Source organism: Vibrio lentus, assembly GCF_002875945.1.
Taxonomy (GTDB): Bacteria; Pseudomonadota; Gammaproteobacteria; order Enterobacterales; family Vibrionaceae; genus Vibrio; species Vibrio apostichopi.
In genome coordinates this window covers 24,982-47,158 of the sequence record NZ_MCZK01000114.1, presented here as the reverse complement: position 1 = coordinate 47,158, position 22,177 = coordinate 24,982, and the positions used below count along the sequence as shown (strand labels likewise).

20 protein-coding genes are annotated in these 22,177 nt (G+C 44.4%); 9 read left to right on the top strand and 11 right to left on the bottom strand.

All coding sequences use genetic code 11. The features are described 5' to 3' along the window. The first annotated feature begins 234 nt into the window (after positions 1–234). Entirely contained in the window at positions 235–1,620 is a 1,386-nt protein-coding gene (cysS, locus tag BCT49_RS11890) for a cysteine--tRNA ligase (protein ID WP_102435375.1), read from the top strand. 101 nt (positions 1,621–1,721) lie between these two features. Then, positions 1,722–2,300, top strand: coding sequence for a thymidine kinase (locus BCT49_RS11885; RefSeq protein ID WP_017109910.1), 579 nt, complete (start codon positions 1,722–1,724; stop codon positions 2,298–2,300). Between the two features lie 139 nt (positions 2,301–2,439). Here the strand turns inward: BCT49_RS11885 and BCT49_RS11880 are convergent, their stop codons facing one another. The 3 genes from BCT49_RS11880 to BCT49_RS11870 all read right to left on the bottom strand — a co-directional run bounded on the left by BCT49_RS11880 (position 2,440) and on the right by BCT49_RS11870 (position 4,336). Continuing rightward, positions 2,440–3,144 carry a YdcF family protein gene (locus BCT49_RS11880; RefSeq protein ID WP_102435373.1) on the bottom strand — a complete coding sequence of 235 codons (705 nt, stop codon included), beginning with the start codon at positions 3,142–3,144 and terminating at the stop codon, positions 2,440–2,442. Continuing rightward, on the bottom strand, positions 3,137–3,991 hold the full coding sequence (locus BCT49_RS11875; protein WP_102435371.1) for an NAD(P)H-binding protein: 855 nt from the start codon (positions 3,989–3,991) through the stop codon (positions 3,137–3,139). Before BCT49_RS11875 ends, BCT49_RS11880 begins: the two co-directional genes overlap by 8 nt. Before the next feature lie 114 nt (positions 3,992–4,105). Continuing rightward, positions 4,106–4,336 carry a TIGR02647 family protein gene (locus BCT49_RS11870; protein WP_004734587.1) on the bottom strand — a complete coding sequence of 77 codons (231 nt, stop codon included), beginning with the start codon at positions 4,334–4,336 and terminating at the stop codon, positions 4,106–4,108. Positions 4,337–4,596: 260 nt separating this feature from the next. Between BCT49_RS11870 and BCT49_RS11865 the strand changes: the two genes are divergently transcribed. Next, positions 4,597–5,901, top strand: a complete 1,305-nt coding sequence (locus BCT49_RS11865; protein ID WP_102435369.1) for an ATPase — start codon at positions 4,597–4,599, stop codon at positions 5,899–5,901. A gap of 353 nt (positions 5,902–6,254) precedes the next feature. After that, entirely contained in the window at positions 6,255–7,097 is an 843-nt protein-coding gene (gene focA / locus BCT49_RS11860; protein ID WP_102435414.1) for a formate transporter FocA, read from the top strand. Between the two features lie 300 nt (positions 7,098–7,397). Here focA and BCT49_RS11855 read toward each other — a convergent pair whose 3' ends face one another. Beyond that, positions 7,398–8,192, bottom strand: a complete 795-nt coding sequence (locus tag BCT49_RS11855; protein ID WP_102435367.1) for an ABC transporter permease — start codon at positions 8,190–8,192, stop codon at positions 7,398–7,400. Positions 8,193–8,630: 438 nt separating this feature from the next. Here BCT49_RS11855 and torE point away from each other — a divergent pair, with 438 nt between their 5' ends. The 3 genes from torE to torA are packed head-to-tail and all read left to right on the top strand — an operon-like array spanning position 8,631 to position 12,531. Beyond that, positions 8,631–8,813, top strand: a complete 183-nt coding sequence (gene torE, locus BCT49_RS11850; protein WP_017093170.1) for a trimethylamine N-oxide reductase system protein TorE — start codon at positions 8,631–8,633, stop codon at positions 8,811–8,813. Between the two features lie 52 nt (positions 8,814–8,865). Then, positions 8,866–10,044 (top strand): pentaheme c-type cytochrome TorC, encoded by a 1,179-nt coding sequence (gene torC / locus BCT49_RS11845; RefSeq protein WP_102435365.1) that lies wholly within the window; start codon positions 8,866–8,868, stop codon positions 10,042–10,044. Positions 10,045–10,068: 24 nt separating this feature from the next. Beyond that, positions 10,069–12,531 carry a trimethylamine-N-oxide reductase TorA gene (gene torA / locus BCT49_RS11840; RefSeq protein ID WP_102435363.1) on the top strand — a complete coding sequence of 821 codons (2,463 nt, stop codon included), beginning with the start codon at positions 10,069–10,071 and terminating at the stop codon, positions 12,529–12,531. 335 nt (positions 12,532–12,866) lie between these two features. Here torA and BCT49_RS11835 read toward each other — a convergent pair whose 3' ends face one another. Then, a complete protein-coding gene (locus tag BCT49_RS11835; RefSeq protein WP_102435362.1) occupies positions 12,867–14,087 on the bottom strand; it encodes a putative manganese transporter in 1,221 nt (406 codons plus the stop codon). A gap of 201 nt (positions 14,088–14,288) precedes the next feature. Here BCT49_RS11835 and BCT49_RS11830 point away from each other — a divergent pair, with 201 nt between their 5' ends. Continuing rightward, on the top strand, positions 14,289–15,194 hold the full coding sequence (locus BCT49_RS11830; RefSeq protein WP_017104082.1) for a manganese-dependent inorganic pyrophosphatase: 906 nt from the start codon (positions 14,289–14,291) through the stop codon (positions 15,192–15,194). Between the two features lie 140 nt (positions 15,195–15,334). Then, positions 15,335–15,724 carry a DUF2750 domain-containing protein gene (locus BCT49_RS11825; RefSeq protein ID WP_004734596.1) on the top strand — a complete coding sequence of 130 codons (390 nt, stop codon included), beginning with the start codon at positions 15,335–15,337 and terminating at the stop codon, positions 15,722–15,724. A 220-nt stretch (positions 15,725–15,944) separates the two neighbouring features. Here the strand turns inward: BCT49_RS11825 and BCT49_RS11820 are convergent, their stop codons facing one another. The 6 genes from BCT49_RS11820 to sapA form a co-directional block, all read right to left on the bottom strand. Then, complete coding sequence (locus tag BCT49_RS11820; protein ID WP_102435412.1) at positions 15,945–16,685, bottom strand: DUF2927 domain-containing protein; 741 nt, start codon at positions 16,683–16,685, stop codon at positions 15,945–15,947. 152 nt (positions 16,686–16,837) lie between these two features. After that, positions 16,838–17,620, bottom strand: coding sequence for a peptide ABC transporter ATP-binding protein (locus BCT49_RS11815; protein WP_102435360.1), 783 nt, complete (start codon positions 17,618–17,620; stop codon positions 16,838–16,840). Continuing rightward, a complete protein-coding gene (locus tag BCT49_RS11810) occupies positions 17,617–18,618 on the bottom strand; it encodes a peptide ABC transporter ATP-binding protein (protein WP_102435358.1) in 1,002 nt (333 codons plus the stop codon). Before BCT49_RS11810 ends, BCT49_RS11815 begins: the two co-directional genes overlap by 4 nt. Beyond that, the gene (locus BCT49_RS11805; protein ID WP_017108394.1) at positions 18,618–19,505 is read right to left on the bottom strand and encodes an ABC transporter permease subunit; all 888 of its coding nucleotides are present in this window, start codon (positions 19,503–19,505) and stop codon (positions 18,618–18,620) included. The genes BCT49_RS11810 and BCT49_RS11805 overlap by 1 nt, the downstream gene beginning before the upstream one ends. Then, on the bottom strand, positions 19,492–20,454 hold the full coding sequence (locus BCT49_RS11800) for an ABC transporter permease (RefSeq protein WP_017108393.1): 963 nt from the start codon (positions 20,452–20,454) through the stop codon (positions 19,492–19,494). Before BCT49_RS11800 ends, BCT49_RS11805 begins: the two co-directional genes overlap by 14 nt. Further along, entirely contained in the window at positions 20,454–22,076 is a 1,623-nt protein-coding gene (gene sapA / locus BCT49_RS11795; protein WP_102435356.1) for an ABC transporter substrate-binding protein SapA, read from the bottom strand. The genes BCT49_RS11800 and sapA overlap by 1 nt, the downstream gene beginning before the upstream one ends. Between the last annotated feature and the right edge of the window lie 101 nt (positions 22,077–22,177).

Below are 22,177 nucleotides of genomic sequence, written 5' to 3'. Positions count from 1 at the left end.
GTAACTGGTCATCCTAGCTTGTTAAAACACTTGATAACGTCGTTAGAAATTTTGAGTGTAGAATAACTACTTATCGAAAATTTCTTCCTTGTTCTCAAGCATTTTTTCTGCGCTATTTATGACCATCTACTTACTGTGATTGGTATAATTCCTGCTTTTGGGGATTACCTATTAAGGTATGACTTGTTATACTGCGAGCTTATTTTTGATTAATCCATAAAATAGATAGAGATCATGCTGAAGATATATAACACGCTCACAAGACAGAAAGAGGAATTCAAACCAATTACAGCTGGCAAAGTCGGCATGTATGTCTGTGGGGTAACCATATACGATCTCTGTCACATTGGTCATGGTCGTACGTTCGTTTCTTTCGACGTAGTAACTCGCTACCTTCGTTACCTTGGTTACGATCTGAACTTCGTTCGTAACATCACGGATATCGATGACAAAATTATCAAGCGTGCTAACGAAAACGGCGAATCTTGTGATTCTCTGACTGAGCGTCTTATCGGTGAAATGCACGCAGACTTCGATGCATTGAACATGAAGCGTCCAGATGTTGAGCCTCGTGCGACAGAATTCATCACTGAAATCATTGAGCTTGTTCAAAAGCTGATTGACCGTGGTTTTGCTTATGTTGCAAGCAACGGCGACGTGATGTTCGAAGTTAAGAAATTCGACGAATACGGTAAGCTTTCTAAGCAAGACCTTGATCAGCTTCAAGCTGGTGCTCGTGTTGATGTTGATTCTGCAAAACGTAGCCCGTTAGATTTCGTTCTTTGGAAGATGTCTAAGCCAGGTGAGCCTACGTGGGAATCGCCATGGGGTCCAGGTCGTCCAGGTTGGCACATTGAATGTTCAGCAATGAACTCGTCTATCCTAGGTAACCACTTCGATATTCACGGTGGTGGCTCAGATCTACAGTTCCCGCACCACGAGAACGAAATCGCGCAATCTTGCTGTGCACATGGTACTGACTATGTAAACACTTGGATGCACAGCGGCATGGTGATGGTAGACAGAGAAAAAATGTCTAAGTCACTAGGTAACTTCTTCACTATCCGCGACGTACTTCAGCATTACGATGCAGAAACCGTGCGTTACTTCCTAATGTCTGGTCACTACCGTAGCCAATTGAACTACAGTGAAGATAACCTAAACCAAGCTCGAGCGTCGCTAGAGCGTTTATACACGTCACTTCGTGGCCTAGACCTAACAGCAGCTCCGGCTGGTGGTCAAGAGTATGTAACTCGTTTCTCTACGGCAATGAACGATGATTTCAATACACCTGAAGCTTATTCAGTGCTGTTCGAAATGGCTCGTGAAATCAACCGTATCAAGACTGAAAGCATTGAAAAAGCAAGTGCTCTAGGTGCATTGATGCGTGAACTTGCTGACATCATTGGTATTCTTCATCAAGACCCAGAAGCTTTCCTTAAAGGTGATGCTGCGGGTAATGACGACGAAGTAGCAGAAATCGAAGGCCTTATTAAGCTACGTAATGACTCTCGCGCTTCTAAGGATTGGGCTAACGCCGACCTTGCACGTGATAAGCTAAATGAGTTGGGCATTGTTCTGGAAGATGGTCCAGAAGGCACGACTTGGCGTCGTAAGTAAATCTTATAAAAAGGGCTGATTTTCAGCCCTTTTTTCTAGCAAAAATTCTGTAATTTCACCTTTGCTTTTATCTTCAACTTTTAAATAACAGGAATATTTCTGTGGCTCAGATGTATTTTTATTACTCGGCAATGAATGCGGGTAAATCAACAACGCTTCTTCAATCTTCATTCAATTACCAAGAGCGTGGCATGACTCCAGTGATCTTTACTGCAGCGCTAGATGATCGCTATGGTATCGGTAAAGTGAGCTCGCGAATTGGTCTTCAATCTGAAGCTCAATTGTTTAAAAGCGACACCAATATGTTTGATGCGATCCAAAAGCTCAATGAAGAAGAAAAGCGTCATTGTGTTTTGATCGATGAGTGTCAGTTCTTGTCGAAAGAGCAGGTTTACCAACTAACAGAAGTGGTGGATAAGCTGCATATTCCTGTACTTTGTTACGGTTTGCGCACTGACTTCTTGGGTGAACTGTTTGAAGGTAGCCGTTACTTGTTATCTTGGGCTGACAAATTAGTTGAGCTGAAAACGATTTGTCACTGTGGTCGTAAAGCGAATATGGTGATTCGTACTGACGAGCACGGTGTTGCGATTGCTGAAGGCGACCAAGTTGCTATTGGTGGTAATGACCAATATGTTTCAGCTTGCCGTTTGCACTATAAAGAAGCGTTAGGTAAATAAACGGCTCTTTGGTTGATTTTTCTTAAGTGAATAAAGCTAAGCAAAATCGACAAGTTCAAGTAAAAACTAAGAATAAGAAACGGTGGCCAAGTGCCACCGTTTTTGTTTTCTAAAAAGGAATATTACGTTACTTAGAGCTTTATTCGAACCCCAGTTTCTTCAACGCTTGGTAGGCATGGTCAACGTCATCAGGAATCGGCATCTCAATCTGAAATCCTTGCGCAGGGTAAGACTTGATCCGTTCGAAATCAGCAATTAAAGCACCCAATACCATGTCTAGTGGTAACTCTTCATTAAAGTAATCAACCCAGCCTTGCCATTGTGAAGTGACTTGAATCTCGATGACTTCATCAGGCCACTGTTTAGTAAAGGTGGCGTAAGTACGTTTCTCCATAAAGGGTTTTTGTACTAAGGTCAGTCGTTTCGGTGACAGCCCACGCTCAGTCAGCAATTTGTGGGTGAATCGTACATTCTCCCCAGTATTGGTTGCGTGTTTCTCTATGATAATGTCAGAGTCTGGCACGCCAGCGTCTCGAGCGATCGCCGCGAATGTTTCAGCTTCTGAACGTTCAAAGCTCCCTTCTGTAAAGCACCCTTCTGTAAAGCGTCCCACACCGCCAGAAAAGACGATATAAGGCGCCACACCTTGGTGGTAGAGCTCAGCTGCGTATTCAGCAACGCGAGTGTCGTTACTGCACAACACAAATATACAGTCTGAAGGTGCAACCTTGTGACCCATCGACATGAAGTTCCAAAGGGTGTCGATCGAGCGATGTAGCTTAGTCCCTGAGTTCTTTGCAGATTGCTTAGCTATGGATCGGTTAGTTATGGATTGATTAATCATAAAGAGCATCCAATGTGGAATCGAATTTAAACGAGTAACCTAAACCGAGGATCTTTTTAGAAGAGATCAGCTTGTCAGGGGTGTCGACAATAGGAGGGAGTGGCTCGCTGCTATTGGCACTTTTTAGTGCAGCTGCGTAGAACTCCGCCTTGCTCACTGTATTTGGTGTGGTGACATTTACGATTTCATTGTGCAGTTGATTGATGGCGAAATCGACCGCACCAATCGCGTCATCAAGGTGAAGCATGTTGGCTGGTGCTTGAGAGCTGACCTGCTTTAGCTTGCTTGCGAATCGAGATGGATGACGACTAGGGCCGATTAACCCACTGAAGCGAAGAATGGTGTAATCGATACCGGAATCCATCACCAATTGTTCAGCCTGAAGCATCACGCGTGCATTGTCCGAAAATGCAGATGCTTGCTCGTTTGCTGAGGTAGAAAGGGTGAGTGAGGCGTCTTGCTCGTACAGAACTCCGGGCTTGGTTGGGTATACCGTCGTCGAACTGACCATAATGAGTTTTTTCACGTTTGCCTTCTGGCAAGCGCTGGTCAGTTGTTGCCAATAGTCGGCGTACTCGACACCAGCGCCTTTTCTAAAGCCGGGAGGAAAGCTACCAATAACTATCTCGGTGTTGTTTTCTAATAGGAGTGAATAGAGTTGGCCAATAGCGCGTTCAGGTTGTATTGCATCAAAACTGAATACTTCACAAGGAATGCGTTCGTTGCCAATAGCGTCAGCGCCTGCTTGGGTAGTCTTCGTAACGACGACCCGGTTACCATGTTTGACGAGATGTTCAGATAAAGGCGCACCGACCCAGCCTGCACCCACAATAAATATAGAAGCCATGTGTTCCTCACAACTGCAAATGACGAATTTACAATAAGCCTAACAAACCTTTGCCCAAAAATGAAAAAACTCCACGGCCTAGGCGAGTGGAGTTTTTACTAGAACAGTGGAGCTTTAGTTTAGTACGCGAAGTAGTTTGTCTGCGCGCTCTGCCATCTGTATACCTTCATCTGTCAGGTAACCGCCGTCTGGCTGAGTACAAAGGTTCTTTTCGAATAGGCGCTTAACAGCGTCTTGAGTTTCTTGAGCTGCCTCTTGATGAACTTTAATTCCAGTAGCTGCGCTACTTACATCAAATTGAAGAAGGAGGTTTAAATCAGCAATGTTTTCAGCGTTGTACTTCATAATTAACCTATATATTCATAACGTTCTCTACCTTCACCTTAGTGCGCATTCACAACTCAGGCAATAGCAAATAAAGAGAATTGATAAGTGATACCAAATTGAATGATTAATCAGCGTATGAGCGGTTGTTTTTTGTTTAATTGGGCGAATTTCACACGCTTCACTAATGAATGATGTTTATTGCTAAGTGGTTGTAATATATTGTGAGACTAGAAATATAATGCATCGAGCAAATATTGTTTAAAAAAGGAAATGCATCAGTGAGAGCCAACAAAGTAGCATTAATGATCAGTATGCTATTTGCAATTGCAGGGTGTCAGAGCACTCCCTCTGAACAGACAGAAGCGAACCAAAGCACGAATGGCAATGAGTCTTCATCAAATGCCCGAACGTTTGATTCTGTGCAAAGTGTTCATCTCGAATGGGAAAGTAAGCTTGAAAGCCATGCTCAATTGTCTCTTTATGCGCCAGAAAATTACAATGAACTACTAGATGCTTGGGATGATGCGGAAAGCATTTATGCCGATTTACTGAAAGATGAAACTCGTCTAACGAAAAGCTATTCAATTTTTTCGAGCCTAACGTACGCTGAAGCTTTTGATGAAAAAATCGCTTTAGTTAAATCAAACTATGATTCGATTCTGGTGTTAAAGAAAAAGGCCGATAGAGTATTAGCGGATTCGATCGTTCAGATGGATTATCTGAAATACTTGGGTGCTGATACGATGTTCGCGTCGAACTATAAGAGACTTTACGCTGAATACAGTGAGTTGTTTGAATACGTATTGGTTGATGAGCTTGAAGATGCTCAGGAAGCGCAGGTTGAGTTTCTTAACCACGCTCGCTCATTAGAAGTCAAAGTCGCCCATAAGAAATACATTGAACCGCTAAAGAACGAATTAGAGTTCTTAGAAGATGAAGACTTTGATGATGTTGTGCCGCTTACCTTTGCTAAGGCCAGTTCTCAAATTGCATTGGCGGAAAGTCAGGTTAAGGCGAGTCCACGTGAGAAATCAATTATCGAAGACGCCGTCAAAGCCGCTGAATTCGAATTGAACCACGTACGCAGTGTCGCGCATGAGGTCAAGTTACTTGCTAATGTGAAGGGTGATCGATTTGAGCAATCGGTATTGAATGCCGAGAACCAGTTTTTGAGTATTTCTCAGATCCTGAATGATCAAGACTACCGTGATGTGGTTTTACGTCTTCAAGCTCAGAAGATCGTAGAGAGTATTAAAACGCTCAAAAGCTCTGATATGACCACGCAACTGAAATCTGAGGTTGAAGCACTTTCAGAACAACTTGCTAATTTAGAACTCGAAAATCAGAAACAAGCCCAACAGCTTGCTGAGACAAATAAGCATAATGAGTTTTTGGATGAGCAGTTTACTAAGGGTGATGCACATATAAAGAGCTTGGAAGAGCTGGTGGATAGTTTGAAAAGCTTAGGCGGTAAAGTTGCCACCGAAAGTCGCTCCGACGTGACACCGACTAACGTTGAATCCAATCGTGAAGATGCCGCTTTAGAGCAATCATCAGAACAAGTGATTGAACCTTCGGTTTAGCATAACTATTTCCTTTATTTGTGATTAACTTAAAAGCGCCTTAGGGCGCTTTTTTACGTTCTGTTGATCTATATCAAAATCTTGAGAACGAAGGGGCTGAATAGTGTACGCTATTCCTTTTGTTTTAACGTAACTTGTTGATATTTATAGATGTGTCGTTTTTATTGTTGATAAGTTTTCATTCATCAGAGTTTTGTATTTACTACTAAAGTCGTATGAATTTTCAATATCATTGCAAGTTTGGTGTTTTCTCGATTGTTGAAGGTTATTTGAGCGCAAAATAGCTCTTGAATTAAGAAATGAAAGAGAGGATTATCGCGCTCCCCAACGACATGTTTCAAAATGTAAATCACATGAATCTAAACCAATTTGACTCATTATTACCGCCACAAATGGCTGAGCGCGCTGCTGATATTGGCGTAGGTAAAGCAACAAAAGATCCAATTAAATCCTTTCTTCTCGCGATTTCAGCGGGCATACATATCGGCATTGCGTTCGTGTTTTACACCATCGTGACGACCGGCGCTGGTGATTTACCGTGGGGCATTACTCGCGTACTCGGCGGTTTGGCATTTAGCTTAGGCTTGATCCTTGTGGTGGTTACTGGCGGCGAGTTGTTTACCAGCTCTGTTTTAACGTTAGTGGCGAGAGCGAGCGGTAAGATCACTTGGGTGACCTTGATTAAAAACTGGGCGACGGTTTATGTGGGCAACCTTATCGGCGCTTTATTGTTGGTTGCGTGCATGCTCGCGACTAAACAATACATGTTTGATAATGGTCAAGTCGGACTCAACGCGATGGCCATCTCTCAGCACAAAATGCATCACGACTTTATTCAAGCGATTGCGCTCGGCATTATGTGTAACGTGTTGGTGTGTATTGCGGTGTGGATGACATTCAGTGGGCGTACCCTAACGGACAAAATTGCGGTTATGATTTTACCTGTAGCGATGTTTGTGTCGTCGGGTTTTGAGCACTGTATTGCAAACATGTTCCAAGTTCCGCTCGCTATCGGTATCAAAACATTTGCTCCTGCTGAGTTTTGGACAATGACGGGTGCTAACCCTGCCGATTATATTGACCTAAACATGATGGATTTCTTAACGAACAACCTATTGCCTGTGACTTTAGGCAACATCATTGGCGGCGGTATCTTTGTCGGCATGTGGTATTGGCTGATTTACTTACGAGATTAACCACGATTCGGTCATCGTATCGATGTGAAGTATTACTTTTTAGAGACGGTCTGCATTGCAGGCCGTTTTTTTATTGTAGAAAACCTTTTAGTTTCTCTTTTAAATAATCATCAAAAAACTCAATAGCAGGATCGAGTAGCGCAGCATAGGCCTTTGAAATTAAGTAAGGATCAATGTAAATGATCCTTATTCGAGTCAAAGTGACTAAAAAAGGATCGATACTGTTTTGGTTATCCACAGTTTCTGTGGATAACCTGTCTCAAAGTCAGTGTGTAACCAGATCATAAAGGAGGGAAGAGGTTAGTTTGTGGGTTTAATTCGGGCGAGGACTCGACCTTCTTTCGTTAGAGATGTCTTTAAAGAGAGGTGAAGAGCGAGCGCCAATGAACTACTCATCATCACGAAAATAGCCAGCATGATCATCAGTTGATACTTAATCGCGATCATTGGGGAAGCTCCCCCTAGAATTTGCCCTGTCATCATCCCTGGAAGTGTCACTAAGCCCGTCGTCGCCATGGAAGCCATGATCGGAGACATCGCCTTCTGTATCGCATTACGTACAAAGGGCGCTGCTGCGTAGGTTGGAGAAGCGCCTAAAGCGATAGCCGCTTCGTACTCTGACTTCTGGGTTTCAAAAGATCCGAATAAATTCTGTAGAGCCACTATATTGCTGCTCAAGCTATTACCTAACAGCATCCCTGCAATAGGGATTAAGTACTGCGCGTTGAAGAGTGGGGTAGGCTTGATAATAAAGAAGCAAATAAATAAGACGATGGGCACGCAAGTCACCGCAAGGCTGAATGCTACAGGTGCTAATAGCAGTTGTTTCGGAAGCTTTGATTTTTCAACAATCGAACTCGCACCCACCACAATCATTGCGAATAACCACAACAAATTGATCCACAAGCTGTTCAAAGTAAACAGGTATTCGAGATAAAGGCCGACCAAGAATAGCTGTACCACCATACGAGCAATACTAATAGAGGCTTCTTTACCTAGGCTGAGTTTGAGCTTGTGGTTGATGGCGATGGGCAGTATGAGAAGTGAGCTAAATAACAGCAATTGCCACCAAGATATATCAATAACGTCTTGCATAGTGCTTCCTTTTAAGTAGGCCTCCATCATATCTGAAAGTGCCAAATGATGCATTTCAGCTTCATACCTGTCGATTTCAAAAACGACTCAATTTATTAACAATCAAAGTACAAAATATTGGTTGTTTGAGGCTTTTTTGGCTACTACTTAGTAGGTAAAACGTTAAAATTAGTTACAATAATGTTTCTCAAGTGTTGGTTTTTAACATTTGTGAAATATACTTAATTCTTCACATTTGTTAATACTTTTTAATAACTTTGTTTAACTAAAAACAACTTTGGATGAGCTCAAAAAAGTATTGATTAGCAAGGGTTATAACGGGAGATTTGATTGAACCCTACTTTGTGTATGGTCTAAAATTCATCGTTAGATACTCAAGAACTTTAGCCCCATAGAATGGGTTACTCGAAATTACTAAATACAAAATAGGCAAAATGTATGAGTGATGTTAAGAAAATTGAAACTGGCGAAAAACGCTCGTTGGAGTGGAAGTCATTCCTCTTCATTGCGGTGGTTCTCTTTCCAATATTAAGTGTGGCTTTTGTAGGAGGCTACGGCTTTCTAGTTTGGGCACTGCAAGTGTTTGTATTAGGTCCTCCAGGTGCACACGGCGGCATGTAATGCCCTCTTGCTATCACATTTTTATTAGAACTAATTTTTAAGAGAGCTAAACATGAAATCATTTTTAGTTAAATTATGGCGCACAATGACTCGCCCAGCAGTACACATCAGTCTTGGTGTACTAACCATGGGTGGCTTTATCGCCGGTGTTATTTTCTGGGGCGGCTTTAACACTGCGTTAGAAGCAACCAACACAGAAGAATTTTGTGTAAGCTGTCACACCATGCGTGACAACGTATACGTAGAACTACAAGAAACGGTTCACTGGAAAAATACATCTGGTGTACGCGCAACTTGTCCTGACTGTCACGTTCCACATGAATGGACAGCAAAAATTGCTCGTAAGATGCAAGCATCTAAAGAAGTATTCGCTCAAGTATTTGGTGACCTAGACACACCAGAGAAATTTGAAGCTCGTCGTATCGAACTGGCTAAACACGAATGGGATCGTTTCTCTTCGAACAAATCTCTTGAATGTAAAAACTGTCACAACTACGACTCGATGGACTTCGAGAACATGCGCCCAACAGCGCGTATCCAAATGAAGAACGCGGCAGAGCGCGATCAAAGCTGTGTTGACTGTCATAAAGGTATTGCTCATAACTTACCTCTAGATATGGCATCAGCGAGCGGTATTGTTGGTGAGCTAGAAAATGTTGCGGGTAGCACGTCTTACGCATCAGGTAACAATGTTATTTCAATCCGTCACCTACCTATGTACACGGATGAAACAGCTGAAGTTGAAGCGGGTCTATTAAGCCCTGCAAGCCAAGTTGCCGTGATCGAAGAAAAAGGCGACATGATCAAGATTCAAATCGACGGTTGGCGTAAAGCGAAGGGCTTCGGACGTGTAATCCAAGAAGACTTCGGTATGAACATCTCAACGGCAATCTTGACGAAAGAAGTCTCTCAAAGTGACGTTATCACTGTTGGTGAGAAGAAAGAAGATGAGCTAACGGGCCTTCCATGGGAAAAAGTTGACCTAGCACTTTGGATGAAGAAAGAGTCTATGGTTGATAACTTCGATCCAATTTGGAGCGCAGCAGGTCAGGCTTACCAGTCAAACTGTTCTACTTGTCACTCACAACCAGATGAAGGCCACTTCAGCGCTAACGGTTGGGTAGGCATGCTAGATGGTATGATCGCATTCGTGAACTTCGATACAGATACAGAAGCACTTGTTCTTAAGTATCTACAGAAGCACTCATCAGATTTTTCTGAAGGCCACTAATAAGACGTCAATTGGAGTAACACAATGGCAATTACAAGAAGAAGTTTTCTGAAAGGTGTCGCTACAACAAGTGCGGCATCGGTTATCGGTCCTAGCTTATTGGCGTCGGCATCGGCTTCAGCTGCAGAAACGGATGGTACGTGGAAAGTCTCTGGTTCTCACTGGGGTGCATTCCGAGCTCGCGTTTATGCGGGTAAAGTACAAGAAATTAAGCCTCTAGAAATCGATCAGCATCCAACAGAGATGTTGAAAGGTATCAAAGGCATTATCTACAGCCCATCACGTGTGCGTTACCCTATGGTTCGCCTAGATTGGTTGAAGAAGCACAAATACAGCGCAGACACGCGTGGTAACAACCGTTTTGTTCGTGTGACTTGGGACGAGGCATTAGACCTTGTTTACCGCGAACTAGAACGTGTACAGAAAGATTACGGTCCATGGGCGCTTCACACTGGTCAAACAGGTTGGAGACAAACAGGTCAGTTCCACAGCTGTACTAACCACATGCAACGCGCAATGGCACTTCACGGTTACTCTGTGAAGAAAATCGGTGACTACTCGACAGGTGCTGGTCAAACGATCATGCCTTACGTGCTAGGTTCTACTGAAGTATATGCTCAAGGTACATCTTGGGAACTTATCCTAGAAAACAGTGACAACATTGTTCTTTGGGGTAACGATCCAGTGAAAAACCTGCAAGTAGGGTGGACGTGTGAGACTCACGAATCATTCGCTTACCTAGAGCAGTTGAAAGAGAAAGTTGCTAAGAAAGAGATCAACGTTGTTTCTGTTGACCCTGTTCAAAACAAAACAGGCCGTTACCTAGAAAACGAGCAAATGTACATTAACCCACAAACTGATGTGGCGTTCATGCTAGGTGTTGCTCACGTTCTTTACAACGAAGGCCTATACGACAAGAAGTTCATCGAAACTTACTGTCTAGGTTTTGAAGACTTCATCAAGTACGTTCAAGGTGAAACGAAAGATAAAGTTGAGAAGACACCTGAATGGGCTGCACCAATCTGTGGCGCAAGTGCTGATTCGATCCGTGATTTCGCGAAAATGCTGGTTAACGGTCGCACTCAAATCTTGGTTGGCTGGAGTATTCAGCGTCAAGAGCACGGTGAACAGCCTTACTGGATGTGTGCGGTTATCGCAGCAATGGTTGGCCAAATCGGTCTACCTGGCGGCGGTATCTCTTACGGTCACCACTACTCAGGTATCGGTGTATCTTCAACTGGCTTCGCTGCTCCGGGCTCTTTCCCGTTGAACATCGACCAAGGTCAATCACCTAAGCACACCAACACAGATTACAACGGTTACAGCCGCGTAATCCCAGTTGCTCGTTGGGTAGATAGCCTGCTTGAACCTGGTAAGAAGATCAAAGCGAACGGTTCTACTGTGACATTGCCTGACATCAAGATGATGGTCTTCAGTGGTAACAACCCGTGGCACCACCACCAAGATCGCAACAAGATGCGTAAAGCATTCAAGAGCCTACAAACTGTAGTGGCTGTTGATTTCGCTTGGACTGCAACTTGTCGTCACTCTGATATTGTTCTTCCAGCTTGTACTCAGTGGGAACGTAACGATATCGATGGTTACGGTGCGTACTCTGGTCGTGGTTTGATCGCAATGCACAAGCTAGTGGATCCTCTGTTCCAGTCTAAGACTGACTTCGAGATCATGTCTAGCCTGACTAAGCGTTGGGGTCGTTACGACGACTACACACGTGGTATGGACGAAATGCAGTGGGTTAAATCTCTGTATGACGATTGCCGCGCTTCAAACGAAGGCACGATTGAAATGCCTGAGTTTGCTGAGTTCTGGGAAAAAGGTTTCCTAGACTTCGGTAAAGGTAAGCCATGGACTCGTCACGCTTCATTCCGTGAAGATCCAGAGATCAACGCACTAGGTACTCCTTCTGGTTTCATTGAAATCACAAGCCGTACTGTTGGCAACATGGGTTACGAGCACTGTCAAGAACACCCAATGTGGTTCGAGAAATCTGAACGTTCACACGGTGGTCCAGGCTCTGACAAACACCCGTACTGGCTACAATCTTGTCACCCGGACAAGCGTCTTCACTCTCAGATGTGTGAATCTGAAGAGTGGCGTGCGACATACGCGGTACAAGGCCGTGAGCCAATCTACATCAACCCAACGGATGCTAAGAAGAAAGGCATCAAAGACGGCGATGTAGTACGTGTGTTCAACGACCGTGGTCAACTACTAGCAGGTGCTGTTCTAATGGATAGCTATGCTCCTGGTGTTGTTCGTATCGAAGAAGGTGCTTGGTACGGCCCGATCAACGAGAAAGTGGGCGCGCTAGATACTTACGGTGATCCAAACACACTAACTCAAGACATCGGCTCATCTGAGCTAGCTCAAGCGACTTCAGCAAACACTTGTTTGGTTGATTTCGAGAAGTTCCAAGGCAAATTGCCTCCAGTAACTTCATTCGGTGGTCCAATCGAAGTTTCTTAAGACTTGTACTTGAGAATCAAGATTAAAGCTTGAATTAAAGCCCCTGTAAGGATTCTTACAGGGGCTTTTTGTTTTTCTGGTGTATACGTGTTGGGATTTCTACTTAAGCATTGTAGCGACGCTTATGGAGGCGTATATGGGAAGCGCTATCATGTGATGCGACTTAAGTAATTGAGCCGAGAGGGTAAGTCAAAAGAATCTCTTGTGAGAAGTTTAGGTTATTGGAAACACTTAGATTACTGGAAACAAAAAGGCCGATACAAAGTACCGACTTAATAGAAACCTATGGAGTTGAGCGTAAACCTTGAAGGTAAACCTAAGCCTGGAACGTCAAGCTACAGCTCGAACATAAACCAATAACCGTATGCACAGATTAATGCTGGCACACTGGAATACAAGGTCGCGACAAGCGCTGCTTTCGGTGCCATTGCAATCGCAGGGAATAGCGCGTCACCATCATTTGAAATAGCGTTACCAACCTGAGCCGAGAGTGGCAGTGCACCTGACAGATAAAGACTAGTCACCAATAGCTGAGGACCACAGCCAGGTAATAGCCCCATCAACACGCCAGCCAGGGGGAGCATGATGCCCCAACTTGAGAATAGCGTCGCAAAATCCACATTTGCTATCACAGAACCAAATTCAAAGAAAAGAAACGCCACCACAACCCAAGCGGTCACGAAGTTAGTATCTTGAGCCGTTTTTTGTAACGAGTGTGAGCCTACACACTTCTCATCTTCACTGACGGCCGATTTATAATCTTCAATTTCACGAGTCAGACCCCATAGGAACATCGAGCTAATCAACAAGATCGTTCCTGTCCATTCCATCGACATTTCAGGTAACGCAAGCAACTCGTTGACGTCGACTTGAAAGGATCCAAGTAGGGCAACTGCAGCTCCAGGAATAATAAGGACAGACCATAAGTAGCCCTGTAGGTTGATTGCCTTTTTAGAAACGGCTTCTTTGTCTTCCTCTTGAGATTGAGATGAACAGCTACGCGCTGCTTCATTTTTCTCTGTCTGTTTCGGACGTAAAAAATCATCAGCGTGAAATAGGTTGATGATGCGACCTGACGCTGTACCGACAATGACGCCCATTGCCATCATGGCTAAGCCTGTCTTAGGTTCGCTCGCAATCAACAAGAAGGCTGCGTCACCCATGGTGGAGACCAGTACAGCCACGACGGCTCCAAACCCCAACTTCCCAGAAATAAACTGCGTGGTAACGACTATAGCACCACCACAACCAGGCAATGCCCCCATCAGAGCAGCAAATACGACTTGGTTAGATCGAGATTGATGCACGAGCTTGTTGAAGACGTTGTCTTTGTTGATGTACAAGCTTAACCAGTGGTAAATGGCTAATGTTAAAGCGACATAACAAGATACCGCCCAGAATGCGTCTGACAAGGTCGTTACTGTCAGATCACGTGTAGCAGGGGCCGCAACCAATGCTGCAAGTGAAATCGGTAATAGCAGGCGCTTAAAAGACAGTGAAAACTGAGTTGTTTTCGCAGCGCTACTGCTTGGCAAAAAAGAGATTAGTCGATCCATAGGTGTTACTCAAAATTAGTGGCTTGAGATAAATATATACGAATGATAATAATTATCAATTGCATTTGTTGTTTTTTTATCTATTGTTACCATTGGCTAAACCTAGGAAACATGACCAATCTAAAAAAATGAGGTAAAGTATGGCTAATAAAGAGAGGCTCTAAAGGTAGAGTCATAATTGTTAGTGTAATAGGAAGAAACATGATTTTAGTTGTTGGTCACAAAAACCCTGATAGTGACAGTATTTGTAGTGCGTTAGTTGCAACGGAGCTTCTTAAAGCTCGTGGCGAGGAAGCGACACCAATTCGCCAAGGCGAGATCAACCGCGAAACTCAACACATTCTTGAAGTCGCTGGTGCTGAAAAGCCAGAGCTTCGTACTTCTGTTGCTGGTGAGAAAATCTGGCTAGTAGACTACTCAGATCTAGCACAAGCACCAGACGATGTTGCTGAAGCAGAGATCGTAGGCATTGTCGATCACCACCGTCTAGGTGACGTGATGACAGTTAACCCTATGGAAGCTTGGATCTGGCCTGTTGGTTGTACAAACACTGTACTTTTCAACATGTTCAAGATTGAAGGTCATGCTATCTCTCAACAGATCGCTAAACTGATGATGTCTGCAATTCTTTCAGACACGGTTGGTTTTGCTTCTCCAACATGTACTCAAAAAGACAAAGACGCTGTTGCTGAGCTTGCTGAAATCGCTGGCGTAACAGACGTTGATGCTTTCATCAAAGCACTTCTAATTGCTAAAACAAACATCGAAGGCCTATCTGCTGCACAGCTAGTAGAAAAAGACCTTAAAGGCTACCCATTCAACGGTCGCGATGTTGTTGTTGGTCAAGTTGAGCTTGCTACTCTTGAGCAAGTAGACGGCATGATCGAAGCTCTAGAAGCTGATCTTGAAGCGCGTTGTGAGAAAGATGGTCTAGCGTTCGCTGCAGTAATGCTGACAGATATCACTACAGCTCAAACTCGTCTTCTATACAAAGGTGAGTGGGCTGATAAGCTGGTTAAATTCGAGAAAGACGGTGTATTGATGATGGAAAATACACTTAGCCGTAAGAAGCAAGGTTGGCCTTGGCTTCAAGGCGAGCTTGTTTAACCAAGTCGCTTAATTATAAACGCCTGCTAATTTAGCAGGCGTTTTTCTTTGAAGTAGACTTTCTTCTCAATAGAAATATTTGAAGTTAATGCTACTCAGCATAAAATGAACAAAGTTACTGACTAACGTAGGAAATTAAGATGACTACACAGCTAGACGACAAAAAAATCGCTGAAATTAATAAGTATACGGGTGAGCAACGCCTGAAATACTGTGTGAAAGAAATCGTAGCGAACCGTGAAGTATGGATCTTAACCGATGAGCACGGTTGTGTGATGCTGAACACCGAAGACGAAGATTGTGTTCCAGTATGGCCAAACCAAGAGTTCGCAGAATCGTGGGCGACGGGTGATTGGTCTGAATGTAAAGCTGAGTCTATCTCTTTGAACAAGTGGCACAGTCGCTGGACGAATGGTCTAGAAGACGATGAACTTGCCGTTGTGGTATTCCCGAACGAGCAAGAAGAAGGGGTTATCTTGTTCCCTGACGAATTTGATTTCGAGTTGAAGAAGCAGGCTGCTAAGCGCTAATGCTTTTTTGTTCCAGTAACACTGCAACATCGTAATTCAGCGTTGCCTTTTTAGGCAGCGCTACATTGCTATTATCCCTTCTAAGCTGCTTTCCAAAAAACAAAGCAACACTCAACTGATTTCCGTTAATAACCAGTTATTTCGTTAGTAACCGATTCTTCCGTTAGTCACCAGTTATTCCGTTAGTATTCAGCCATTCCGTTAACGCTCGGTCATTTCGTTAATACCCAATAAGTTGGTACAAAGGTGCCTGCTGTGCTGCTTTAGAAGCTTGTTGTAGAACGCTTGTTTCGCTGTATCTCTTCAATATCTTTCGAACTATGGGTTTTGCTTGTGCTTCGGTCATTCCAACCTTCAACTCTGGTTCATACAACAGCTTTAGCAGTACCACATCTAGTGGCGATAATAAGTCTTCAGGTGTGTAGTCGTTGAAGATAGAAGGGTAGGCTTTGTCTGAGTCATTGGGTAACCCCAGTACTTGTGTGATCTCTTCAACAATACATGCGACCAGCTTTCCTCTTGCTCTCGCTTGATCCACTGGGACAACAATCCCCGCATATACTATCTCCCCTTTGGAATTGGTTCGATAGCCTGCAGTACAGATAGCGCTGTTTAGATGCTGTGTGGATTTCAGTTTGAGTACAGTTTTGGCTTCAGCTATCCACTTGCTTTGTCGCGTGTATATCCATTTTACGTTCGCATCCGATTCTCGTGTGACGATTTTAATCGGATGTTGGGTGACTTGCGCTAGGTGTTGGACGTGTAATTCAGTGAGTTCTTGATGAAGCTCTTCGTCGCCGACTCGGTGATCGATCCATATCTTGATCGGTTGTTTCCACTTGGCGAGCGGCTTGTTGCCTTGAGCGTATTCGTGGCGTAGCGCCACATCATAAAATGCGTTTTCGACAAACGTTTTATCAAGCCAAGTGAGTGGAGTGCTTGCAACGTTGAATGAAAGCATTGTTAATAAAGGAAACGTTAATAAAGGAAATGCAAGTAAGAGAGCTTGTCTGAGATTTGGAATTGGTATCAACAAGTGTTTCTCCTCCTTGAGAACCACATCGAAACCTCCCATCTCTATGTTCTAATTAGTGATGGGAGAGAGAATATAGCTTAGTGGTTTGGCGCTTTGAAGAAGTGGCTTTCTACCAGTCTTTGAGTGATCTGGTGGGTTGGGTTGGTGAGCACTTCATGTGTTTCCCCAGACTCAACGACGTTTCCTTCGTGCATGACAATGATCTTATCGGTGATGTGCTTAACGATACCGATATGCTGAGACACGTAAACAAACGATACACCCATCTCTTCTTGCAGCTCTAAGAACAGGTTGATGATCTGAGAACGCATCGCCATGTCTAAACCATTCAACGCTTCGTCCGCAACAATGATTGATGGTTGAAGAATTAAGGCGCGCGCCAAACATACCCTTTGTTTTTGACCAGCCGCTAACATCTGCGGATAAAAGTAAGCGTGCTCTGGTAACAGTCCAACACGCAGCAAAGTCTCTTTCACGCGCTTCATACGCGCTTCTGGAGGCATGCCTGTATTTCGCTTTAAAGGACCTTCAAGGATTCGACCGATCTGTATACGCGGGTTAAGCGAGGTATTGGGATCTTGGAAGATCATGCGAATCAGCTTACAGCGCGTCGAATAGTCTTTGTGCTCAAGCCTTTCACCGTTAACTCGAATTTCGCCCGAAGTGGGTTCTACCATACCTGCAAGCATTCGTGCCAATGTCGATTTACCAGAGCCGTTTTGGCCGATAAAACCAATGGTTTGGCCGGCTTCCAGACTAAAGCTCACAGGTTTAACTGCCTGATGGATCTTCTTACGGAAAAGACCAGAGCGTGTCGTAAAGTCTTTTGATAAATCACTGACTTCTAATAATGCACTCATGATTTCTTTTTCTTCTCCATATTGAGAGGGAAATGGCAATTAAATTTGTGGCTTTTAATTCGTTTGGTATGAGGGATCTCAACACACTGTCTTTGTGCGTAAGGACAGCGTGGGCCAAGTCGGCAACCAATCGGTAGATGCTGCAATGGAGGGATTGATCCCGGCAGCGACTGCAATTTTTCTTTGTGTGGAATCCAATCGTTGAAGTCAGGCATCGCTTTGAGCAGTGCGACCGTATAGGGGTGCTTTGGCACATCCAACAGTTTTGCTGTATCCGCTGATTCGACGGATTGACCGCAATACATCACAGTTATTCGTGTTGCCCATTGAGTGATGGTCGTTAAATCGTGGCCAATGAGGAGAATCGTCGTGTTGTGAAGTTGATTCATCCGGCTCAACAAGCGCAAGATCTGCGATTGTGTGATTGGATCGAGATCGTTAGTCGGTTCATCGGCAATCAAGATCTTTGGCTTAGCCGCGATTGCCATCGCAATCATGACTTTTTGACATTCACCGTCAGTCAGCTCATACGAATAACTGTCCATCAGGCGAGAGTGATCTTTAATACCGACTTTGTGCAGTAGAGCAACGGCCTGCTTCTTACGCCATTTGAATCGTTGCCACCATCGGCCTTCGAAAGAATATGAAGGAATCGCTTCAATCAACTGGTGACCCACTTTTTCCGAGGGATCAAGACAGGTCGATGGTTCTTGGAAGATCATGGCGATATCGCGCGCTATGACACGACGTCGTTCTTTGGGTGTCAGCTGAAGCAAATCGATATTGCCAAGGCGCATTCGGTCGGCAGACACTTTCCAGTTCTCTTTACAAACGCCGACGATCGCTTTTGCCACCAAGCTTTTACCAGAGCCAGATTCACCCACCAGACCTCGAATTTCCCCTTCATTGAGGGTAATACTCATTCGATCAACGGCTTTAACCATCCCTTGCGGGGTTTCAATTTCGATGGTTAGGTGTCGAATATCAAGTAGTGGCATTATTCGATTCCTGCATTTAGCGCTTGGCGAACACCTTCACCCACGAGGTTAACAACGATAACGGTAAACATAATAGCTAAGCCGGGTAGGGTTACTGTCCATGGTGCTAGGTAAATCAATTCAACTGAGTCACCCAAGATTGATCCCCACTCAGTGCTCGGTGCTTGTGCACCTAAACCTAAGAAGCCCAAAGCGGTGATGTCGAGAATGGCGACTGACAGTGCCAGTGTAATCTCAAGCGCAACAACGGTCAGAATATTAGGAACAATCGAGTTCCATAATAAATAGAAGTCGTTCGCACCATCAAGACGCGAAGCCAGAATATAGTCTTTCTCTACCTCTGCATGCACGGCAATGTACACCGAGCGGATAAAGCGCGGTATTAAAGCCAAGCAAAGCGCCAGTAAGATATTAAATTCACCAAAGCCGAGAAAAGCCACGAAGATGATCGCGAGTAGCAAAGACGGAATCGACATAACGGTATCAAGTAGGTGGTTTAGCGTGCTTGATAGCAACCCACGAGTCATGCCCGCGAGAACGCCAATCAGGCAGCCGATAACCGCTGCAATGAAGGTAATGATAACCGCTGCGCCAAAGGTTAGCTGTGAACCAATGATTAGACGAGAAAGAATGTCTCGACCTAAGTCATCAGTACCTAGGAAATACTCTACCGTACCAGCCGGGTCCCAAGAAGGCGGTGTTAACAAATGCCCCGTTTGTTCTTGAGAATCGTGAGGTGCCAACCAAGGTGAAGTTATCGTCACTAAAATGATCAGCCCCAAACACCACAACCCAAACATCGCTAGGTTGTTGGCACGAAAGCTTCGCCAGAAACGCTCAAACTGGGTTGGAATTTGTTCTTCCTGGTAGACGTTATTTGTTAGCATACCATTCCTTCCTTACCAGTGGATTGACCATTGCACCCAATAGGTCTGACAAAATATTCGCAGTCAGAACCAACGTTGCAACCACAATCACGCCCGCTTGAATTGAGACGTAATCTTGATTAGACAGAGCATCGAGTAGCCAGCGACCAATGCCCGGCCAGTTGAAGATAGACTCGGTGATGATAGCCAGCGTTAACATACTTGATAGTTGAACTCCGACCTTTGGAATGATCGGTGGAATTGCATTTCTTAGCACGTGCTGGGTGACGATCTCTCGTGTTGAAAGACCTTTAATTCGTGCTGCACGGATGTAGTTTTGTGTCATCACTTCGGCTACGGATGCACGCATCAATCGAATAACCTGAGTGGTTGGCGCTAATGCTAAAACCAGACAAGGCAATGCCATATGCTCTATAACACTTTGCAGAGCGTGCGCGCGATATTTACCTTCGGCGAAGAACGCATCGATCATTGCAAAGCCCGTCACATGTTCAATTTCATAGAGAAGATCGTAACGACCACCTACCGGGAACATCTCGAAGTGTAATGAGAACACCATTATCATCAACAACGCGACCCAAAAGATCGGTGCCGAGTAACCTGCCATCGAGGTAAACGATATAGTGGTATCGACAAACTTGCCTTGTCTCATACCCGCAATCGTACCAAAAGGAATACCGATAAATAGCGCGAGAATAAAGGCAAAGAAACACAGCTCTAGAGTAGCAGGGAATACCACAACCAGCTCATCAATGATTGGGACACCATGCTTGCTCAAACCAAAGTTAAGCGTCGACAATTCGGTGATATAGCTAATCCAACCGGGCCAAAAATCTTGAATCGCCCAAGGTGAAGTTTGGTCTAATCGAAGTAGGGAAAAGCCCACTAACGTAAGAATAGCGAGGGTAATGACGAATAAGTTAACGCGTCTCAGTGTGTACCAAAACATCAGCGCACCTCTCTTCTGACTTGATCAAAAGGTTGGGCATTGAACGGACTCTGTTTAAAGCCGGTCAGTGATCGGTCGTGCACGCGAAATTGCACACCGTGAGCCAGAGGGATCACAGGAACTTCTTCATTGAGAATGTTTTGGGCTTGTCGGTACAAGTTCACACGGTGCCTTTGTTGATTAATTTCCAAAGCGAGATCCAGAAGGAAATCGAAGTCTGAATTACACCACATAGAAACGTTTAATCCGGCACGTTCAGAGCTGCAAGAGAGCAATGGACGTAAGAAGTTATCTGGGTCACCCGTATTGCCAATCCAGCCAGTCAGAAGCAAATCGGTAGAGGCGATAGAAGACAGTTGTGTACGGTCGAATCTGTCATCGGTATAGAGCTTCAGTTCGATGCCTATGTCGGCCAAGTTAGCTTGGATTAATTCTGCGGTTTTCCTTGGGCTCGGATTGTAAGCTCTTGGTTCTAGAGGAACCCACATTGACAGCTCTAGCCCTGGTTCTACGCCAGCTTCTTTAAGAAGAGCAACGGCGTAGTTACGGTCATAGCGAACTTGAACACTGTCTTTTTGGTAAGCCCAAGAGGTAGGTGGCAACAGCGTGTAGGCTTTCGTGCCCGTGCCGTAGTAAACCGAGTCGAGAATGTTTTGGCGGTTTATGGCCAAATTCAACGCCTTTCTTACACGAGAGTCACGCAGTGCAGGGTGCTCTGTGTTTAGTGCGATGAAAGAGACATTCACAGCAGGCGTGGCGGAAATCTTTAACTCTTCATGAGCCTGAATAATAGGGATTTGGCTAGAGATCGGTGAATTCAACACATCACATTCACTGCGAAGAAGCTTGGCCAGTGTTCCGGTACCACGTTGGGAAGTATCGAACACAACTTGGTCCATTTGTACTTCACCCTTCCAGTAGTGCTTGTTCTTTTTCAAGCGCACTAGGTCATTGATTTGGTATTCGTCTAGGTAAAAAGGTCCCGTACCGACAGGCTTAGAGTCGAGTTCATTTTTCTCGTCAGAGGCAACAAGCTTGTTGGCGTATTCTTTGGAGTGAATGACGGCGTAGCTGGTGGCGATATTATTGAGAAATGAGTTGTCTGGGCGACTTAATTGGAATTTTACGGTTAGGTCATCGACCGCTGTGATATCAACAATCAGATTCTGAAAATCGATGCCAGCGAACCATGGATATAAACCGCCACCCACATAATGGAATGGGTTGGAGCTATCAACAATACGTTCGAAACTAAAGACCACATCTTGTGCGTTCAAGCTGCGAGTCGGTGTAAACCAATCGGTGGTTTGGAACGAAACGTTTGGTCGCAATGTGAAGGTGTACTCTGTACCTGATTTATCGACAGACCAGCTGGTTGCTAGGTTCTGTTTTGGTCGATATGTCATTGGATCAAGAGTGAGCAGCGTGTCGAAAATTTGAGGACTCAACGATTCAGAGGTAATGCCACTATCAACCAGTTGTGGGTTGAACGTACTAGGGTTACCTTGGCCACAATAAGTGAAGCCTTTTTCACGGATTTGCTCGTGATCGACACTTTCACCACATCCAGCTAAAAAGCTAAGCGTGCAGATGCTCAGTGATAGTCTTATTAGTGCTTTCATAAAAAGAAATACTTTTCGAAACGAGGCGTTAGAGGAGCCTCAAGATCCGGACAATTTAACATTTTATTTATTCGGCTCCAAATAATAATCAAGCGTGGACA

Bases quoted from the DNA above. Each gene is read 5' to 3' on its own strand.
- cysS (WP_102435375.1), top strand. From the start codon at position 235: ATGCTGAAGATATATAACACGCTCACAAGACAGAAAGAGGAATTCAAA.
- BCT49_RS11880 (WP_102435373.1), bottom strand. From the start codon at position 3,144: ATGATTAATCAATCCATAACTAACCGATCCATAGCTAAGCAATCTGCA.
- BCT49_RS11875 (WP_102435371.1), bottom strand. From the start codon at position 3,991: ATGGCTTCTATATTTATTGTGGGTGCAGGCTGGGTCGGTGCGCCTTTA.
- BCT49_RS11870 (WP_004734587.1), bottom strand. From the start codon at position 4,336: ATGAAGTACAACGCTGAAAACATTGCTGATTTAAACCTCCTTCTTCAA.
- focA (WP_102435414.1), top strand. From the start codon at position 6,255: ATGAATCTAAACCAATTTGACTCATTATTACCGCCACAAATGGCTGAG.
- BCT49_RS11855 (WP_102435367.1), bottom strand. From the start codon at position 8,192: ATGCAAGACGTTATTGATATATCTTGGTGGCAATTGCTGTTATTTAGC.
- torE (WP_017093170.1), top strand. From the start codon at position 8,631: ATGAGTGATGTTAAGAAAATTGAAACTGGCGAAAAACGCTCGTTGGAG.
- torC (WP_102435365.1), top strand. From the start codon at position 8,866: ATGAAATCATTTTTAGTTAAATTATGGCGCACAATGACTCGCCCAGCA.
- torA (WP_102435363.1), top strand. From the start codon at position 10,069: ATGGCAATTACAAGAAGAAGTTTTCTGAAAGGTGTCGCTACAACAAGT.
- BCT49_RS11835 (WP_102435362.1), bottom strand. From the start codon at position 14,087: ATGGATCGACTAATCTCTTTTTTGCCAAGCAGTAGCGCTGCGAAAACA.
- BCT49_RS11830 (WP_017104082.1), top strand. From the start codon at position 14,289: ATGATTTTAGTTGTTGGTCACAAAAACCCTGATAGTGACAGTATTTGT.
- BCT49_RS11825 (WP_004734596.1), top strand. From the start codon at position 15,335: ATGACTACACAGCTAGACGACAAAAAAATCGCTGAAATTAATAAGTAT.
- BCT49_RS11820 (WP_102435412.1), bottom strand. From the start codon at position 16,685: ATGCTTTCATTCAACGTTGCAAGCACTCCACTCACTTGGCTTGATAAA.
- BCT49_RS11815 (WP_102435360.1), bottom strand. From the start codon at position 17,620: ATGAGTGCATTATTAGAAGTCAGTGATTTATCAAAAGACTTTACGACA.
- BCT49_RS11810 (WP_102435358.1), bottom strand. From the start codon at position 18,618: ATGCCACTACTTGATATTCGACACCTAACCATCGAAATTGAAACCCCG.
- BCT49_RS11805 (WP_017108394.1), bottom strand. From the start codon at position 19,505: ATGCTAACAAATAACGTCTACCAGGAAGAACAAATTCCAACCCAGTTT.
- BCT49_RS11800 (WP_017108393.1), bottom strand. From the start codon at position 20,454: ATGTTTTGGTACACACTGAGACGCGTTAACTTATTCGTCATTACCCTC.
- sapA (WP_102435356.1), bottom strand. From the start codon at position 22,076: ATGAAAGCACTAATAAGACTATCACTGAGCATCTGCACGCTTAGCTTT.